This window comes from Verrucomicrobium sp. BvORR106 (genome assembly GCF_000739655.1).
GTDB lineage: Bacteria > Verrucomicrobiota > Verrucomicrobiia > Verrucomicrobiales > Verrucomicrobiaceae > Verrucomicrobium.
Window position 1 is genome coordinate 1 of the sequence record NZ_BATR01000065.1, and the last position, 18,430, is coordinate 18,430.

Sequence of the window (18,430 nt, forward strand, 5' to 3'; positions counted from 1 at the left end):
CTCCTGTGGACGCCGTTCCTGGTGCGGCCCCAACGCCGCCTCCGGTTCCTGCCACGCCGGCTCCCGAGCCTGCGCCGGCACCAGCGCCTGCTGGCAATTGATTTGATTCGCGCTTTGCAGCGCTCTGCGCTTTATCTTGGGGGATGCGAGACTTGTGCCGCATCCCCCTTTTTGTGCTCGTGACCGGTGCCCTTCTGACTGCTTGCAGTCGGGATGCGCAGCGGGCAGATCTGGTATTCATCAACAGCGCGGAGATTGAAACGCCGGATCCGGCGATGGCCACCGACCAGGTGAGCATGCGGATCAGCGAGTCTCTCTTTGAAGGACTCTGCCGAAACAACTCGGCGGGCGAGGCGGAGCCGGCGGTGGCGGAGCGCTGGGAGATCTCCCCCGATCATAAGAAATACACGTTCTACCTGCGAGCAGACTCGATGTGGAGCACGGGGGAGCCGGTGACGGCGCAGGACTTTGTTTACTCCTGGGAGCGGGCGCTCCGGCCCTCCACGGCATCGGACTATGCTCCGCAGCTCTATCCGCTGGTGAATGCCAAGGCCTACAATGAGGGGACCTTGAAGGATTTCAGCCAGGTGGGGGTGAAGGCGCTGGATGCCAAAACGCTGGAGTGCGTACTGGAGAACCCCATTCCTTATTGGATCGACCTCTGTGCCTTCCTGACCCTCTCTCCCGTCCATCGCGCCACGGTGGAAAAGCACGGAGGCAGCTGGATCAAGGCCGATAATCTGGTAGGGAATGGCCCCTACCTTTTTGAGCGATGGCTCATCGACGACCACATCCGGCTTCGTCGCAGTCCCACCTATTGGGATCGCAAGAACGTCGCGATGGAGACGGTGGACGTGATCCCGATCACTGAGGCCAACACGGCGCTGAACTACTTCCTCACCGGTCAGGCGGACCTGATGATGGACAAGGGGATGGTGCCGCCCTCGCTCGTCCCCAAGCTCAAGGAGCAGGATTACTTCAAGACCGGGGACTTCCTCGGCACCTGGTTCATCCGCGCGAACGCCACCAAGGCTCCCTTCACGGATGCCAGGGTGAGGCTGGCCTTCTCCTATGCAGTGGATCGCAAGAGGATCGTGGAAAAGATCACCCAGCTCGGGGAGCGGCCGGCTTATTCCCTGACCCCTCCGGGAGCAGGGCAGAACTACCAACCGCCGCCGGGCGTCACCTTCAATCCCCAGCGTGCCCGGGAACTGCTGGCGGAAGCGGGCTTCCCCGGTGGCCGTGGGTTCCCCCGGGTGGAGTACTTGCACCTGCCGCTGCCGATCGAGCGAAACATCGCAGTGGAACTGCAGGCGATGTGGCGTGAGGTCCTGGGGGTCGAGGTGGGACTGGAGAAGAAGGAGCAGAAGGTCTGGCTGGCGACCATGCGGGAGCTGAGCTATGACCTCTGCCGGTCCAGCTGGGTAGGGGACTACAACGATCCCAACACCTTCCTGGAGATGTTCACCACCGGGAACGGCAACAACCGCACGGGGTGGGCCAGCCCTGAGTATGACAAACTCATCGCCGCTGCCGCAAGTGAGGGGGATGTCGCCAAGCGGCACCAGATCATGACAGACGCAGAGAAGCTGCTCATCGCCGAGGCGGCTCCCATCTTCCCCGTTTATCACTATGTCGGGGTGCAGTTCCGGAGACCTGGGCTGGGGGGCGTGCAGGCCAATCTGATCGACAACCATCCCTTCCGGGCCATCTACTGGAAGAAGTAGCCTGATCTAAGCCTCTCACCCTGAGCAAAAAAACACGAGGGAGTGCTGCCTCGTTCGCCCTGGGCTGCGACGGCGTGTGCCTAGGAGGACTTGGCCCCTGGCGCTGGCTCCCGCTTCGCCCGCTCGGATTCGATCCAAGCTTGGTCTTCGCTGCTCAGGCGGTTCGTGAACGTGGTGAACTTCGTGCCCCATTCGGTAGTGAGGTTCAGCATGTTGGCGTCGGCTTTGTCCAGCTTGGCATACACCACCACCCCCTGTTTGTCCGTCCAGGCGCGGTATTCTGGGGGAAGCACTCGTTTACGCCGGGACTCGATGGCCTTCTGGCTGGCAGCCACGCTTTCGCGCAGCTTGAGCATGTAGCTCACCTCGTACTCGTGTTTGTAGCCGCTCAGGCGCGTCACCTCTGTGCCATCGGGCAGGGTGACCAGGATGGTCGGGTAGCCGCGGACCTTGAGCCGGTCTTTAAAGGCCTGGTAGAAGTCACTGTCGATCGTGGCCTTGTCGGAGAAGTCGATGTAGAGGGGGATGTAGGTCTCTTCCGTCAGTTTCTTGAACTCCGGCTGAAGCACGAGGGTGTTCTCGATGGACTGGCCGGACGGGCTGTTGCGGCTGTTGACGAGGATTAGCAGCGGTTTGCCGGACCGTCGGGCCAGTTCGGTGGCATCCATCGCACTGCGGCTCCATTGCACCCGGCTGGTGGACTGGGTGCTATTGGCTGTGACGCTGGAGAAGTCAAACAAGCCGCCGCCTTCTGCGGAGGCGGGAGAGCCTCCATCCCCCGGCGGCATGCCCGGGGCACCGGAGCCTGGGGCCATCAGGCCGGGGGAGGCGGAGCCGGTCAGTTTGGGATCGGCCATCAGTCCCCAGCCCCGCGTGGACGGCAGGCTGGGATTGCCAGAGGCCTTGTTCCCATCTGCATGTCGGTTGAAGGGCAGAATGGTGCAGGAGGAGAGCAGAACCAGGACTACTACAGGCAGGGCGGCAGTCTGGAACGCTGAGGAGAGGGCGTGGCGGGGCATTCGCATGAGGGGCAGTTCACGTGGAGGAAGGTGCGTGGGCCGCGACGCGCTCCCACCCGCCCGAGGTTACCGGGATCCGGCCTGACCCGCCATCATGCCCGGAGTGAAGCCGTGCCACATGCCGCCCACCGGAGTGCCCAGCGGGTTGTTGTAGTTCATGCCGAAACCGCTGCCCACCTGACCGTAGGGCCGGTAGAAGCTCTCTGAGCCGGCGGAACTGGGAACGGAAACTTCCTGGGGTGTGTCGCCCGTGGGGATGCCCAGGGAGCGCTTCTGGCTGTCTGCCAGTTCATGCCGGGCCCACGCCAATTCGTTGGCGCGCTGACCCACGCTGTTGTTCACGTAGGTCACGCGCTGGTCGTACTGCTCCTGAGTGAGGCGGCCTGCAGCCTTTTCCTTGTCCAGCACGGCGATCTGATCCTGCGCCATTTCCTCAGCTCTCTTGTAAAAGCGATCCATGTCCGCAGCGCTGGGCTTCGTATTGTATGGGAGTCCCCCACAGGAGGCCTGCAGGCTCATCATCGCGGCGGCCAGGAGGGGGGGCAGGATCTGAAATTTCATCAAGCAACGAATGTTACGGAGTCTCGGCAGGGATTTCAATGAAAAGCAACGTCTCACGAAGCGGTCCTGAGTTCGGCTCTGCCTGAGACAGCGCGGGACGTGATCTGGCTCAATTTGTGTCTGGGAAGGGTTTTGGAGCGGGTTTCGAGAATGTGAGCAACAATCCTCTTTCCCGGGAGGGCAATCTCCCTTCATTGTGGGAATCATGACGCCTCCATACTCTGACGTAGGCTTGCGGCTTTCCGGCTCCAGCGGCATCCAGGAACTGATGGATGACCTGGGGATCTCGCTGACGACGCATCCAGACATGCGTATGCTCGGCGGCGGTCAGCCCGCGGCCATTCCCGCGGTGCAGGCGCTCTGGCGTGAGCGCATGGAGGAGATGGTGGCAGATGGCACCGCTCTGGACCGCATGCTGCTGAACTACGACCCTCCCACGGGTAGTCCGCAGTTCCGGGAGGCTTTTGCGGGATTCCTGAAGCGTGAGTGCGGCTGGCAGGTCGCGCATGAGAACATCGCCGTGCTGCCCAGCAGCCAGACAGCGTTTTTCCTGCTCTTTAACCTGCTGGCCGGGGATTCCGGCGGCACGAAGCGTCGCATCCTGTATCCGCTGGTGCCGGAGTACATCGGCTATGCCAACCAGGGACTTTCAGACGGGATGCTCACCGCCTGTCGTTCCAAGTTGGAGGAACACGGCGCGCATGAGTTCAAGTACCGGGTGGATTTTGACCGGCTCAAGATCACGCCGGACATCGCGGCGATCTGCATCTCGTGTCCGACGAATCCTACAGGCAACGTCCTGACGCCGGATGAGTTTGACCGGCTCAAAGGTCTAGCGCGTGAGCACGGCATCCCGCTGATCGTGGACAATGCGTATGGGCACCCGTTTCCGGATGTGCTCTACACCGGATTCGCTCCGCAGTGGGAGGAGGGCATGATCTTCTCCATCAGCATGTCCAAGGTGGGGCTGCCCGGCGTGCGAACCGCCATGGTCGTGGCCTCGAAGGAGATCGTGCGGGCCCTGGGGAACATGAATGCCATCGTTTCTCTGGCGAACGGCAACACGGGCCAGGCGCTGATGACGCCTCTGCTGAAGGACAACACGCTGCCCCGCGTGAGCCGGGAGCATATCCGTCCCTTTTACAAGCAGCGGTCAGATTTTGCCGTGGAGGTGCTACAGGCTTCGATAGCGGACAAGGTGCCCTGGGCGTTGCACGCCCGGGAGGGCGCGTTCTTCCTCTGGTTGTGGTTCAAAGAACTGCCCATCCCCGCGGCAGAGCTGTATCAGAGGCTCAAGGCGCGGAAGGTGCTGGTCATCCCCGGGCACTACTTTTTCTTTGGCCTCGATGAGCCCTGGGAACATGCACACCAGTGTCTGCGGCTCACGTTCTCCCAGCCGCAGGCCGTGGTGCAGGAAGGGCTGGAGATCCTGGCGAATGAAGTGAATGGACTGCATTGAACCAGTGGGTGGGCCAGTACGTCAGTGGGCAGTGCGTCAGTGGTCAAGGTGTTGGGAATGGCTGGGCTGGATGGAATGGCGTCGGCTTGCAGAAGGTGATCGCCGTTTTGCGCGTTGAGGCCAATCTAGCGTAGATCCTTGCTGAGGCGTCTGACCGCAGAACGCTCGTATCTGGACTCCAGCGCCTGTTCCAGACTGACCAGCCTTCGGATCCAGGCATTGTACTGCGAATAGGCGTTTTCGGGCTGGGTACGTCCGAGCAGTCGGTAGAGTCGCGTCTCTGCATCCGTCGAGCTTTTTGGAGTAGTAGGCACGGGAAGCCGGACTCCTGCGCGACTGAGCCTCGTGCGGCCGATCTCAATTAGCAGAGACGCCACGGATTCGCGTCCCGATTCGAGGTCAGCTAGCCCCTCCCAGATGAACTCTGATCCAGGCAGGTCTGCAAATTGAGCATTCTGCTCGAACTGGTGGTTCATTGGTTTTCGGCGTTGCCGCCGTTCGTTGTGAATTGCAGAACTCTATCTGCAAATGCAGATGGAGAAATCGAAGGATAGCGGATCAGCTTGGGTTTGATGGTTTCAAAGAGTTCTAGCAGACGTCCCTTTTTGATGAATCCGCGTTCCAGCATGGCTTTCACGTCAAGCAGGTCGCGGTCATGGTATCGCTCAAGTTTGGCGAGTGCCTGACTGTAAAAGTCGTAGTGATAGAAGTCAACGCTACCATACCTGCCGATGAATACGCTGCGATCTTGCCACCCGGGAAGCTGAGGGATGAAATCCGCAGGCGAAGCAAGCTCCAGATTGATATCAAGGGCTTCTTTGATGTCGGGTAGCGCCTCAAAGAATCCCAACGGTTCGGGATCTGCCTGCAGGTCGATATCCATCGTAGCGGAGCGCCAGCCAAACAGGACTGCAGAAGCGCCACCGGTGAGGTATATTCGCCCCGCGCCTTTTACTCCTCGGCCCAATTTGGCCATGAATTCAAGAACCCGATCATGGGTGGTTTCGCTGCGCATCAAGACGAAGGATAGCACGCCCTGGCCAAGGGGCCAGTGTGCCTTCGGGTGAGGCCCAGACTTTCCGACCCGCCAGAAACAAATAACGATTAACGAACCACGACCAACTCTTGCACCAACCGACAGACGCGCCAAGAGTGGCGATCCGCACCGCATGAACCCTCCGCCTACTGAAGAGCTTCACGAACGTTTGTACCGGGCTGGCGTGATCGCCGTGCTCATTTTGGATGACGTGGACGCGGCGGTGCCGGTGGCGAAGGCGCTGGTGGCGGGTGGGGTGGACGCGATGGAACTGACGCTCCGCACGCCGGTGGCGCTGGATTGCCTGCGCCGTATCCGCAAGGAGGTGCCGGAGATGACGGCAGGTGTCGGCACCATTCTGACCACCGGACAGGTCAATGAGGTGGTGGAGGCGGGAGCAGCCTTTGGCGTCGCGCCGGGCATGAACCCCCGCACTGTGGCAGAGGCAGCCCGGCTGAGGCTCCCTTTTGCCCCGGGAGTCTGCACGCCCACGGACATCGAGCTGGCGGTAGAAGCAGGATGCAAGCTGCTCAAGTTTTTCCCCGCAGAGCCTTGCGGTGGCCTGAGCTACCTGAAGAGCATTAGCGCTCCTTTCGCGCATCTGGGTGTGCGTTACATTCCGTTGGGTGGCGTAGCGCAGGACAATCTGGAAACGTGGCTCAATGAGCCGATGATCCATGCGGTGGGGGGCTCCTGGCTGGCACCCAAGGATTTGATTCAGGCAGGGGACTGGGCGGCCATCACGGCCAGGGCCGCCGCCGCGCGCGCCACCGTCAACAAGGTTCGAGGAGGATTGGCATGAGCAGCGGATCACGAGTTGTCGCATTTGGGGAGATCATGGGCCGCCTGGCGGCTCCGGCGTACCAGCGCTTTCAGCAGGCCATGCCTGGCGGGGTGGAGGTCACCTTTGCGGGAGCGGAGGCAAATGTTGCCATGTCCATCGCGCACCTGGGCGGGCAGGCCTCGTTTGTGACGGCCCTCCCAGATCACGCAGTCGCGGATGCCTGTGTGGCCAACCTTCGCGCCCTCGGTGTGGACACCCGGCACATCCTGCGGACCTCGCAGGGCCGGCTGGGACTTTATTTCCTTGAGACCGGCGTCAACCAGCGCCCGGGAAACGTGATCTATGATCGTGAAGGTTCCTCCGTCTCCATCACGACGCCCAAGGAATATCCTTGGGATGAGATCTTTCAGGGGGCCGGATGGTTTCACCTCTCGGGCATCACGCCTGCCATTTCCAAGAATGCTGCCGCCGTGGCTCTGCACGCGTTGAGGGAGGCTTCCTCCCGCGGGTTGCGGATTTCCTGTGACCTGAATTTCCGCTCCAAGCTTTGGACGTGGAAGGCGGGGCTCCGCCCGCATGAACTGGCGACGCTCGCCATGCGCGAACTGCTGCCGTATGTGCATGTGCTCATTGGCGGCCGGGAGGATGCTGCGGCGATGATGGGCATCCATGCCTCTCCAGGCAGCACGGATCCTGTGCTGGATGTCTCCCGCCAGATCAAGGCGCTCTATCCGCAGGTCACGCACGTGGCCATGACGTTGCGCAAGAGCCTCTCCGCCAACCATCACAACTGGGGTGGCATGCTGTATGACTCCGCCTTGGACGAGGTGTTCCTGGCCCCGCTGAACGGCGACCGCTATCAACCCTATGCCATCACGGACATTGTGGACCGGCTTGGCGGAGGGGACGCTTTTGCCGCCGGCCTCATCTATGCGCTGAACTCTCCTGATCTGGCAGAGCCGCAGACCGCCCTGAGCTTCGCCGTCGCGGCCTCCTGCCTGGCGCACTCCATCCCGGGTGATTTTAACTTCACCACGCGAGGTGAAGTTGAGGCCCTGATGGCTGGCAACGTGTCCGGCCGGGTGAACCGGTGAGGTCACAATTATGAACTGAGGGGCAGGGAGGGAGATTGATCGATGGAATAAACGGTGTTGGGATGCGTTTAGCAGGAGCTGATCCTTCCTGCTGCCATGCGCCTGCTGCCTTCTCACTTGCTTGCCGCCGCCCTCGTGTGGGGTGCTTCCTCTATCCTGCTCGCTGCGGAGCCACCGCAGGCCAATATCATCACCACCCCGGGCGCGGCGTATTCTGAGACCGCGCGCGTCTGGCAGGGCATCCCGGGGATTGATCGCACTCCCAAGGGGCGGCTCTGGGCGGCGTGGTACAGTGGTGATGTCGGCGAAGGGAATTTGGGCAACTACGCGCTGGTGGCCAGCAGCGGGAATGACGGCAAGTCCTGGTCCAAGCCTGTGGCCGTGATTGAGGGCCCCAAAGGCACGGCAATTGTGGATCCCCTCCCTTGGGTGGATCCCCAGGGGCGGCTCTGGATCTTCTACAAGCAGGTGACGCCGAAAGCGGCGGGGCAGCCGGACTCGGGCTTTGCAGGCACCTTTGCCATCCGCGCGGATGATCCGGAAAAGGCCGAACCTCAATGGACGGCACCTCAGTTGATCGGCGAGGGCGGCACCCTGTTCGGGAAGCCCCTCGTGCTGCCGGACGGTCGCTGGCTGGCTCCCTTCTTTGTGAGCGCGCGTTCCGCCTGGAAGGATCAGATGGCTGGCAAAGAGACTGGCACGATTGTCTCGTCGGATGCCGGGGCCACCTGGGCCTGGCAAGGGGGCACGACCATCCCCGGAGAATTGCGCAACTTCAGCGAGGCCACCCTGGCCCCAAGAAAAGACGGGTCGATCCTCATGGCGATCCGCACGCAGAAGGGGCTCTATGAAAGTACGTCATCAGATGCGGGCAAGACCTGGAGCGAAGCGGTGCCCATGGCGGGATTCTCACCGGGTTCGGCCACGCGGGCCTGCCTGCTGCGGCTCAAGTCCGGCGCCTTCCTGCTGGTGTACCATGAGCCTGAAGCCACGGCGTCCGGGAAGTATCCGCGGGCGAAGCTGACCGCCTGGCTGTCGGATGATGAAGGCCACACCTGGCCCCACAAGCTGCTGCTGGATGAGCGTCCCCGTGTCTCCTATCCCGATGCGACGCAGGCACCCGATGGTCGCATCTTTATTACCTATGACCTGGGCCGCTATGAGCCGGCGGACAAGGCCATTTTGCTCTCGGTCATCAAGGAGGAGGACATCCGCGCCGGAAAACTGGTGAGTGCTGGATCAACGACAAAAAAGGTGATCAACCAGGCTTTCGCCTACGGGAACCACGGCGAGCTGAGGGAGGAGGCCAAGGTGGCGGAATCGATGCCGGAAAAGGAGTTGTTTGACCTCTACCTGCTGATCGGCCAGTCCAACATGGCCGGACGCGGGTTGCTGCCGCTGGAGGACCGTCTCTCCAAGGAACGGGTGCTGAAGTTCTCCGCCCGCAATGTGTGGGCTCCGGGCGTGGAGCCGCTGCACACGGACAAGCCCGCCATTGCGGGTGCGGGCCTGGGGATGAGTTTTGCGCGGGAACTGGCGGAGGCGAAGCCCAAGGTGACGATTGGCCTCATCCCCTGTGCAGTAGGCGGCACACCGTTGGATCGCTGGGTCAAAGGCGGCGATCTCTACGCGGCGGCGCTGGTGCGGGCGCGGGAGGCGATGAAGAGCGGCAACTTGAAGGGTATCCTTTGGCATCAGGGCGAGGCGGACTCCGGTTCGGAGGAAAAGGCCCGGAGTTATGCCCAGCGTTTGGCGGGCATGGTCAAGGACCTGCGTGCCGATTTGGGGGTGGGGGAGGTGCCGTTTGTCGCTGGGGAGCTGGGCGAGTTCCTGGAAAGAACGAACAAGGAGGGCAAGCCCAGCCACTGGCCGGTGGTGAATGAACAGCTGACCACGCTGCCGGGTTTGGTGCCGAACGTTGCGGTCGTGAGTTCGAGCGGTCTGAAGCACAAGGGGGACGTCGTGCATTTCGACACGCCTTCGCTGCGCGAGTTTGGCGTGCGTTATGCGGCGGCGATGAAGAAGCTGCTGGAGACACAACACTGACTGGGTAGGCTGGCAGAATGAAGTTTACCGGGGCGCAGTTGCAGACATTCGTGGAGCCCTATGGGATTCCTGTCGATGGCTTGCAGCATCTGGGCAGCAGCCAGAATCACGTGTATCGGGCCCGGCATCCGTCGGGGGCAGATTGCGTCGTGCGCATTTCTGAAGGAAGACACCGGACCAAGGCGGAAGTTGAGGCTGAACTGGAGTGGGTCTCGCATCTCTCGAGCATGGGGCTCCGGGTTTGCCCCCCTCTGCTGACGGAAGAGGGGGTGACTTGTGTTGAAGGCTCCATCAACGGCCAGACCTGTCTGGTGACCTGCTTTGAGCAGGCTCCCGGCGAAAAGGTGAAGGCAGCGGATCTGGGGCCGGATCTCTACCGGAAGTTGGGAGCGCTGGTGGGCCAACTGCATGCAGGAGTGGCAACTTTTGAGACCTCGGGGGCGGAGTGGAAAAGACCGCATTGGCATCAGTCGCGGCTGATTTGTCAGGATCTGGCAGCACTGGAGGGCCAGGTTTCAGATGCATTTCGGTCCAGTGTGGCCGATCTGGTGGACAGCCTTCGGAGCTGGCCTGTTGACTCCTCAACCTACGGCCCCGTGCATGGGGATGTCAGCTTAGGGAACTGCCATCTTCATGAGGGGGAGCTGTGGCTCTTTGATTTCGACAACGCAGAGCACGGCTACTTTGCTCAGGACCTGGCCACAGTGCTCTATGACTCGGTGTACTGCAAAGTGCTGAACAAGTTTGCCGACCCGGGCCTGACCGACCGGATGTTGCCTCTGTGGCAGGCGGTGTGGGACGGGTATCAGGAAACAGGCTTGGTGAAGGAGCTGGATGCGGAGCAGATGCGGAAGTTCTTCCTGCTGCGTGAAGCCGTGATCTACATTCACTACCACCGGGTGCTTGATGTGAAGACGGTGAGTGAGTCGTTCAAGACCGGGTTGGAGGTGATGCGGGAGAACGTCGAGCGGCAGGAGCATCAGGTGGAGTTTGCGGTCGTCTTCAGGGGAGACACAAGACTTCAAGACACAAGACGCAAGAGCTGACACAGGGGTTGGAGCTCTGTCCACGTCTTGCGGGATGGTCAGGGGGGGGTGATCGGACGCGGGACTGCGAGATCACCCGTGGGGTCGATGACCGCGATGGGCCTACCGCTCCGCGGTAGAATGTGCAGCCCCACCTTCCATGGGTGGTCCTCGCTCCGCTCGGTCGACCCATGGCTATTCATGGCGAACCCTCCGGGTTCTGGGAAATGTACGATGGTTGACGGAGAAAGATGAGGAGATTGCAATGTCGCCCCGCGCCTTCCGAACCAAGAACAACTTCCGCAAGCCTACTTCGTGCTCTCGCACCGCGCCACTTCCAACACCTTGCCCACTGACGCACTGACGCACCGTGCCGCAGGCACTCCCCTACTGACGCACTGGCTTCCCCGACTTCGTCAATATCCCGACCAACAACCGCTCCAGCACGAGCTGGGGTTCGATGCTGGAGGTCACCAGTTTCAGGTTGGCATCCAGGCAGGCTTGCAGGGCCAAGCGCAGTTCGGCGGCGGTGAAGCGCTGAGTTTCGCCGAGGGCGAGGAAGATGGGGTACACGTTCAGACCGCTGCCGTCCTTTTTGCGCGGGAGATGTGCGGTTTCGTGCTCGGGCAGCTTGTCCAGGAAGCTGCTGAAGGCGGGGTAGCCGTTGCGGGGCAGGCGCGGGTGGCGCTGCATGAGATCGGCGGCCAGCAGCATGCCCCGGACGCGGGGCACGATGGCGGCGAGCAGGATGCCGATCGCGTTTTGGCCCTGGTAGATGAGGGTGCGCACCAGCTCAAGGGCGCGGCGCAGGTCGCGTTTGCCGAGGGCGTTGCCCAGCTCAAACACCACACCGGCTCGGTTCAAGGGAACTAGCAGACGCACATCATCCACGGTGACGCGGCGTCCGTCGGTGTAGAGGCTCAGCTTCTCCACCTCGCTGTCGAGCTGGCGGGTGTCTTCCCCGGCCAGCTGCACCAGCATTTCCAGGGCTTCATTCTCAAAGCTCACGCCCAGCTCGCGGGCGCGACGTTCCACCAGTGGGATGACCTCGTCCTCCCAGCCGGTTTTGGAGGTGTCGGGTTTGTCGAAAACCCGCACGTCAGCCAGCTTCGTCAGGCGCTTGTAGGCGGAGCGGCGCTTGTCCACCTGGGAGGCACTGAGCAGAAATTTCACGTCGGGCGGGAGCTGCTTTTCGACGTAGTCGATGATGGCCTCGATGCCCTCCACAGCGGCGTTGGACCGGCCCACCACGCTGTCGGCCAGGAAGTTGGCGTTCTTCAGCCAGACCAGCTTTTCCCCACCAAAGAAGGGGAGGGTTTGCAGGGCATCCAGCACGCGGCGCACGATCTGGCCGCAGTGCTCGGCGCTCTCCGCGATGCCTTCGATGATGTCCACGCCGAAGTCTCCGGCGTCCGGGGGCGTTTGCTCGCGGGAGAGTTTCAGCGCCGCCTCTTTCATCCGGGCGTCGTCCGTTCCCATCACGACGGTGAAGTTCGTGGCGGCAGCGGAGGCGGCTTTCTTGGAGGGCGGCATGGGCGGCCCATTTTGGAGGGGAAACTCCAGTCTGGCAACTCCGCGAAACCCCGGAATGCCCGGTGCCGGTAGCCCTGCACCTTGTCCCTTGCCGTTCTGGCGGGGCCGGGGCTAAGGTGCCGCATGTCCACCTCCTCTCTTCTTCCGTTGCTTGAGACTTCCCCCCCAGACTGGCAGGTCGTGCTGGAGGCAGTGATCGCCCAGTTCGGTTGCACCACCGGGACCCTGCACCGCATTGACCCGTCTGACGGTCTCTTGAAGCTGGTGGCGCAGAAGGGCATCCCGCCGCAACTCCTGCCCGTGGTGGAAGTCATCCCGGTGGGCAAGGGCATCGCCGGGGCGGCCGCAGAACGCCGGGAACCAGTGGAACTCTGCAACCTGCAGGCAGATCTGGGTGGCGTGGCCAAAGAAGGAGCGAGGCAGACCAACGTGCAGGGCTCCATTGCCGTTCCCGCGCTGGCTGGCGGGGAACTGCGGGGCACGCTGGGCATTGGCAAGATGGTGCCGTATGACTTCACCACTGAGGAAAAGGAGCAACTGCTGGCCATTGCTGGCGAGATCGCTGAAAAGCTAATATAGGGGCGTATCCTATGTTTGATCGCCGTACAATAGACGGTGTATTGACATTGTGAGTTCTTTTAGGCTATGCTGCGGGAAAATCACCTCCCGCATCGCACGGCCATGAAAAGCTCTCTCCCCGTTGCCCTCGCCATTGCCCTCCTGGGGCTCGCTCCCGTCCTCAAAGCAGAGGTGCGCACCTTCACCAGTGCAGAAGGGCGCACGATCTCCGCCGAGATCGTCTCTGCGACGGTGGACCTGGTGAACTTGAAGATGGCGGATGGCTCCACTGCAACCCTGCCGCTGACCCGGTTGGTCGAGGCGGACCGGGAGCATATCAAGCAATGGCTCAAGGCCAATCCGGCTGAGGTTCGATACAACTTTACGGTGGATTGGACGGATGAGTGCCTCTCTGGCAAGCAGCGTGCCCGGGCCAACGGACCAGCAGTGGTGGAAGCCAAGGAGAAATGGGTCTGTCACTTCAAGGTGTTGAACCGGTCCGGCCAGACACTGGAGAATGTGGAAGTGCGCTACCAGATTCACTACACGAGTGTTGACGGGAAAACGAGGTCTGCGGAGCACGTCAAAGGCTCCAAGAGCATTCCTGCAATCAAGTTCAATGAAACGGTGAGCCTGGACAGCGACACGCTGGAACTGGAGGTGACGCAACTTGCTCCGGGCTGGACATGGGCTGACCCCAAGATGCGCCGCAAAGAGAACGATGACATCAAAGGCGTGGTGGTGACCCTGTATCACCAGGGGAAGCAGGTGCACGAGTTTGTGAGCCGCGGGATCACCAAGGCTCCAGAAGACAAGGGGCGGCCGGTTGCGAAGCCGAGCTAGAGGTTCTTGGTTGGAGTGGGCCTTGGGCAATCCGGGGGTAGAGTTCGTGCGTCCCTCTGGCGGAAATTGGTCTTTTGGCGTTTGCAGATGGCCTGCCTGTGCTATCTCGCGGCATGCCTCGCTCTGATCAACGCACCCCCGACCAGCTCCGCAACGTCTCCTTCCAGCTCGACATCGCTCCCCATGCCACGGGATCTGTGCTGGTGTCCTTCGGCAACACCAAGGTCATCTGTGCGGCAACGATTCAGGAAGAAGTGCCCCGCTGGATGAAGGCGCAGGGTGTGACAGGGGGCTGGCTCACGGCGGAGTACTCCATGCTGCCGTACTCCACGCTGGATCGCAAAGACCGCGACATCAGCAAGGGCAAGCTGGACGGCCGCAGCCAGGAAATCCAGCGCCTCATCGGCCGCAGCCTCCGGGCGGTGGTGGACCTCGAGAAGCTGGGCCCCCGCACGCTGTGGATCGATTGCGACGTCCTTCAGGCAGATGGCGGCACCCGCACGGCTTCCATCACAGGTGCCTGTGTGGCATCGGCGATTGCCTTCAACCGCCTGCTGGAAAAAGGTGTGCTGCGTCAGCAGCCCCTGAAGAAGAAGGTGGCTGCCATCAGCGTGGGGATCTTCCGGAATCAGGCCCTTCTGGATCTCTGTTATGAGGAAGACCGCGATGCCGATGTGGACTGCAATCTGGTAATGACTGAAGACGGCCAGTTCGTGGAAATCCAGGGCAGCGGGGAGGAGTCCACCTTCAGCGAGGCCCAGCTCAGTGCCATGCTCACCCTGGGTAAAAAAGGCATCGTCGAGCTGTGCAAGCTGCAGGCAGAGGTGATCAACAGCGCGATCAAGCCCAAGGTGGCTGAGCCTGCCCCCACGTCAGTCACGCTGAAGGGCCCGAGCTTGGAAGACGCTTTTAAGAACTTGTAGGGCCCGCTGCGCGCCCTCGCGAGTTCAAGGGATCCAAGGAGCGGCGGTTTGTGCTTGCACAACCGCCGTTGGTTGCCGGAGGAAGATCGCCACCAAGCGCGAAAGCAGCGGTAGGGCCGCATAATGTGATGGGTATGGGGCAACCAACTCCTCCGCTTTTCCCCGGCGGTTGTGCAAGCACAAACCGCCGCTCCTTGGGGGTGCCCGGCTAGGAGACACTTCACGACGGTGGCCTAAAGCACCACGCGGCATCTGGGGAGGGCGCGTCGCAGGGCCTCCGCACCCGCACCGGAGACCCGGGTGCCCTGTAGCTGGAGGACCTGCAGCCCGGGCACGTGTTTGAGCGGGTTCAGCCCCGCATCGGTGATGTTGGTGTTGCGGAGATCCAGCCGCTGGAGCCGTCGACACTCGGTGAGCTGGAGCAGGTCGGCATCGGTGATGCCTTTGCACTCGCTCAGCACCAGGTTATCAAGCCTGGGGAGTTGGCTGGCGACCGCCATCACGGCGGCTCCGGACACTTGGTTGGAGGTGAGATCCAGGTAGTCCAGGTTCGCCAATCCGGCGATGGGGCTGAGGTCATCGTCCTTGAGGTTGCTGCGCATCAGGGTCAGGGAGCGCAGGCCGGTGAGCACCGTCAGGGAGCGGATCCAGTCCTTCTTTGCTGCCTGGGTGACGTTCAGATTGAAGATGTACATGACCTTTACACCCGGCAGGTTGGGCATCTCGGGGAAGTCGAAGGCGCAATTGACGAAGCTCAGGTTGCGGAGCTCGGGCACCTTGCCGAAGGAGCCCATCAGATCTGAGGTAAGGCGGGTTTCGCTGAGCCGCAGTTCCCACAGCTTGGGGAAGCGCTTCAGCTCACTGATCTCCTCCAGCGTCATGGGGGTCCGGCCAAGGGTGAGTTGCTCCAGCTGCGGCAGTCGCTGACTCAGGAGGGGCAGGGAGGCACCCGTGACTCCTGAGCGCATCAGCCGCAGGAGCTTCAGAGATGGCAGGGTAGGCAGCCCCTGGATCTCCTCGTTGGAGGTGTCGACGCTGTCGAACTGGAGCCGAGCCAGGGAGGTCAAGGGTGCGAGCTTCGCCAGATCCCGCCCTTGCAGCTTCTGTTCCCCTCGGAAGTAAAAGGCCTCGAGCTGGGGCTGACTCGCGACGAGATCCCAGGGGATGGGAGAGCTGGCTGGCACCATGTTGTAGCCGCAGTCGATTGCCACCAGGTGCCAGTCACCTGTAGGCGGCAGTTGCTCCAGAGTAGGGACTTCGCGGACCATGGTGCCGCTCCGGATGGCACCCTTGCCACCCGAGCCGATCGCCCATTTTAGCAACTCCAGGGCCTTTGCCTGATCGCCCGGTTGGACTGGCTGAACTGGCGGGGTGGGGGAGGAAGAGGGGCCCGATGGCGACGGAGAACCCGGATTGCCAGGCCTCGCACCGGGGCTCGCACCCGGGTCGAGCTCGCCTTGGCGGGCCACCTCGGGCGTCTGGGCAGCGGGAGAGCCGGAGGAGATCGGATTTCGGGTGAGATAAAAGTAAGCCCCGGCTCCAGCGAGGGCGACACAGATGGCCAGCAGACCCCAGGGCGTTTTGGCCTTGGGCGGCGGGGGCACATAGCGGGAGGCTCCCGGCGGCGGCAGCCGGTGCGGTCCGGATGCCCGTGGGGCGGCGGAAGGGCGCTGGGAAGCAGGGATGGCGGCGGCGGGAGGGGCACCCAGCCGGGAGAGGTCCTTGTGAAAGTCCTCCGCCGTCGGGTAGCGGCTGTCCGGATCATGGGCGATGGCCCGGGAGACGATGCCGTCATAGCGCGCGTCCAGCCCCCGCACCCGATTACTGGGGGGAAAGTAGTTCCGGCGAGGGATGATGCCCACGAGCATCTCGTACAGCATCACCCCCAGTCCGTAGATATCCACGCGGTGATCCTCGGTCTGGCCTGTCATCAGGCATTCTGGGGCCAGATAGTCCGGGGAGCCCATGGTGATGCTGCTATCCACCCCCTCCAGGTCCAGGGCGGGCATTTTCGCCAGGCCGAAGTCTGCCACCTTCACCCGTCCCTCGTGATTCACCATCACGTTGGCCGGTTTGATGTCCCGATGAATGATGCCGTGCTTGTGGGCGTGCTGCAGGGTCTCGCACACCTGAAGGGCGATCGACCGCGCTGCCTCCGGCGGCAGGGCACCGCGGGCAGCGATCATGCGGGCCACGTCGGTGCCCTCCACAAACTCCATCACAAAATAAAGCTGCCCTTCTGAGGTCTGGCCAAAGTCGAACACTGCCACCATGCCCGGGTGCATGAGCTTGGCCATCATGCGGGCCTCCTGCCGGAACCGCTCCGCGTAGTCCACATCCGCGCTCCAGAGATCTGGAGGCAGAAGTTTGATGGCCACCACCCGGTCCAGGCTGACCTGACGCGCCTTGTACACCGCCCCCATGCCGCCGCGACCCACCAGTTCCAGCACTTCATAGCCGGTCAGCAGGGTCTGGAGATGTTCCGGTGTCGGCGGTGCCCATTCCCCGTCCGCAGAGCTGTCGTATGGGGGAGCAGGCGCATGAAAATCGTCAGACATCTGCGCCAGCATATATGAAAAAACATGGGGAGTGTGCAAAAATCCTCCGTTCAGTCAGAGCTCTTTTCCGCTGAATATGCGGCTTCCAGAACGGCAGGTGACATCGTCCTCACTTGCGCTTCTCGCGTTTCCGGGTACTATTCCCACCCTTTTTGCGCGGGCGGGGCCTTCCGACCGCCTGTTAGCCCAGCCAAGCGGACTGTTATTCCGCCCCCTCCAGAGCCCACCCATGTCACCCGCAAACATCCGTAACCTCGCCATCATCGCCCACGTTGACCATGGCAAAACCACGCTCGTGGACACCTTGCTTCGTGCCAGCGGCAACTTCCGCGAGAACCAGCAGATCGCAGAGCGCGCGATGGACTCGATGGACCTCGAGCGGGAAAAGGGCATCACCATCAAGGCCAAGAACACCTCCGTTCACTGGAACGACCACATCATCAACATCGTGGACACCCCTGGCCACGCCGACTTCGGCGGGGAAGTGGAGCGCGTGATGAAGATGGTGGACGGGGTGATGCTGGTGGTGGACGCGTATGAAGGCCCTCAGGCTCAGACCCGCTTCGTGCTGCGCAAGGCGCTTCAGCAGGGACTGACCCCGATCGTGCTGATCAACAAGATGGACCGTCCGCACATCCAGCCGGACAAAGTGCATGACAACGTTTTGGAACTCTTCCTCGAGCTGGAAGCCAGCGAAGAACAGTTCAACGCCGTCTTCCTTTACGGCAGCGCCCGTGCTGGCTGGGTGAGCGACTCGCCCGAAGGTGAGCATCACCCGATGGAGTTCCTCCTTGAGAAGATCGTCAAGCACATCTCCCCTCCCAAGGCTGAACCCGAAGGTTCCTTCGAGATGTTGGTGTCCAACATCGACTGGGACAACTTCGTCGGTCGTGTGGCCATCGGCAAGGTGACCCGCGGCAGCGTGAAGTTGGGTGACCGCGTGTTCCTTCTGGGCAAGACTCCCGGAGAGTCTGCCAAGGCGATCAAGGTGACCAAGGTGTTCCAGTACACGGGCCTGGGTGTGAGCGAAAACGCAGAAGGTACTGCCGGCGACATCGTCGGGATCAGCGGCTTTGAAGACGTGGACATCGGTCAGACCGTGGCTGGCACCGCTGACGCGGAAGGCCTGCCTTTCGTGGCCATCGACCCGCCGACGATCGTGATGCAGTTCTCCGTGAACGACGGCCCTCTGGCTGGTCGCGAAGGCGACCACGTGACGTCACGGAAGATTCGCGAGCGTCTGTTCAAAGAGTCGAAGATGAAC

At 62.1% G+C, this 18,430-nt stretch carries 15 protein-coding genes; 10 read left to right on the forward strand and 5 right to left on the reverse strand.

Features of this window, described 5'->3' with window-relative positions; translation table 11 throughout:
* Positions 1-179: 179 nt before the first annotated feature.
* Positions 180-1,727, forward strand: coding sequence for a peptide ABC transporter substrate-binding protein (locus BV106_RS09980; RefSeq protein ID WP_265595509.1), 1,548 nt, complete (start codon positions 180-182; stop codon positions 1,725-1,727).
* Positions 1,728-1,807: 80 nt separating this feature from the next.
* Here the strand turns inward: BV106_RS09980 and BV106_RS09985 are convergent, their stop codons facing one another.
* Both BV106_RS09985 and BV106_RS09990 read right to left on the reverse strand, forming a co-directional pair.
* A complete protein-coding gene (locus BV106_RS09985; protein WP_038164046.1) occupies positions 1,808-2,746 on the reverse strand; it encodes a DUF255 domain-containing protein in 939 nt (312 codons plus the stop codon).
* 66 nt (positions 2,747-2,812) lie between these two features.
* On the reverse strand, positions 2,813-3,307 hold the full coding sequence (locus BV106_RS09990) for a hypothetical protein (protein ID WP_038164048.1): 495 nt from the start codon (positions 3,305-3,307) through the stop codon (positions 2,813-2,815).
* Between the two features lie 205 nt (positions 3,308-3,512).
* On the opposite strand from BV106_RS09990, the gene BV106_RS09995 reads away from it, so the two are divergent.
* Positions 3,513-4,766 carry a valine--pyruvate transaminase gene (locus tag BV106_RS09995; protein ID WP_038164051.1) on the forward strand — a complete coding sequence of 418 codons (1,254 nt, stop codon included), beginning with the start codon at positions 3,513-3,515 and terminating at the stop codon, positions 4,764-4,766.
* A 472-nt stretch (positions 4,767-5,238) separates the two neighbouring features.
* Here BV106_RS09995 and BV106_RS10005 read toward each other — a convergent pair whose 3' ends face one another.
* Positions 5,239-5,781 (reverse strand): DUF6036 family nucleotidyltransferase, encoded by a 543-nt coding sequence (locus BV106_RS10005; protein WP_038164053.1) that lies wholly within the window; start codon positions 5,779-5,781, stop codon positions 5,239-5,241.
* Between the two features lie 154 nt (positions 5,782-5,935).
* Here BV106_RS10005 and eda point away from each other — a divergent pair, with 154 nt between their 5' ends.
* From eda to BV106_RS10030, 4 genes are all read left to right on the forward strand, one after another.
* The gene (gene eda, locus BV106_RS10010) at positions 5,936-6,604 is read left to right on the forward strand and encodes a bifunctional 4-hydroxy-2-oxoglutarate aldolase/2-dehydro-3-deoxy-phosphogluconate aldolase (RefSeq protein ID WP_038164055.1); all 669 of its coding nucleotides are present in this window, start codon (positions 5,936-5,938) and stop codon (positions 6,602-6,604) included.
* Positions 6,601-7,680, forward strand: coding sequence for a sugar kinase (locus tag BV106_RS10015; protein ID WP_038164056.1), 1,080 nt, complete (start codon positions 6,601-6,603; stop codon positions 7,678-7,680). The genes eda and BV106_RS10015 overlap by 4 nt, the downstream gene beginning before the upstream one ends.
* Before the next feature lie 96 nt (positions 7,681-7,776).
* Entirely contained in the window at positions 7,777-9,726 is a 1,950-nt protein-coding gene (locus tag BV106_RS36800; RefSeq protein WP_063767925.1) for a sialate O-acetylesterase, read from the forward strand.
* Between the two features lie 17 nt (positions 9,727-9,743).
* Positions 9,744-10,772, forward strand: a complete 1,029-nt coding sequence (locus BV106_RS10030) for a phosphotransferase (protein WP_038164058.1) — start codon at positions 9,744-9,746, stop codon at positions 10,770-10,772.
* A gap of 366 nt (positions 10,773-11,138) precedes the next feature.
* On the opposite strand, the gene holA is transcribed toward BV106_RS10030, so the two are convergent.
* Complete coding sequence (gene holA / locus BV106_RS10035) at positions 11,139-12,284, reverse strand: DNA polymerase III subunit delta (protein WP_038164061.1); 1,146 nt, start codon at positions 12,282-12,284, stop codon at positions 11,139-11,141.
* Positions 12,285-12,407: 123 nt separating this feature from the next.
* Between holA and BV106_RS10040 the strand changes: the two genes are divergently transcribed.
* The 3 genes from BV106_RS10040 to rph all read left to right on the forward strand — a co-directional run bounded on the left by BV106_RS10040 (position 12,408) and on the right by rph (position 14,608).
* A complete protein-coding gene (locus tag BV106_RS10040; RefSeq protein WP_038164063.1) occupies positions 12,408-12,863 on the forward strand; it encodes a GAF domain-containing protein in 456 nt (151 codons plus the stop codon).
* A gap of 102 nt (positions 12,864-12,965) precedes the next feature.
* Positions 12,966-13,685: a hypothetical protein gene (locus BV106_RS10045; protein ID WP_265595510.1), complete on the forward strand. Its 720-nt coding sequence runs from the start codon at positions 12,966-12,968 to the stop codon at positions 13,683-13,685.
* Between the two features lie 113 nt (positions 13,686-13,798).
* The gene (gene rph / locus BV106_RS10050; RefSeq protein ID WP_038164065.1) at positions 13,799-14,608 is read left to right on the forward strand and encodes a ribonuclease PH; all 810 of its coding nucleotides are present in this window, start codon (positions 13,799-13,801) and stop codon (positions 14,606-14,608) included.
* Between the two features lie 233 nt (positions 14,609-14,841).
* On the opposite strand, the gene BV106_RS35375 is transcribed toward rph, so the two are convergent.
* Positions 14,842-17,166 (reverse strand): protein kinase, encoded by a 2,325-nt coding sequence (locus BV106_RS35375; protein ID WP_265595511.1) that lies wholly within the window; start codon positions 17,164-17,166, stop codon positions 14,842-14,844.
* A 229-nt stretch (positions 17,167-17,395) separates the two neighbouring features.
* On the opposite strand from BV106_RS35375, the gene BV106_RS10060 reads away from it, so the two are divergent.
* Positions 17,396-18,430 (forward strand): GTP-binding protein (locus BV106_RS10060; RefSeq protein WP_038164066.1); only part of this gene is annotated, 1,035 nt, incomplete at its 3' end.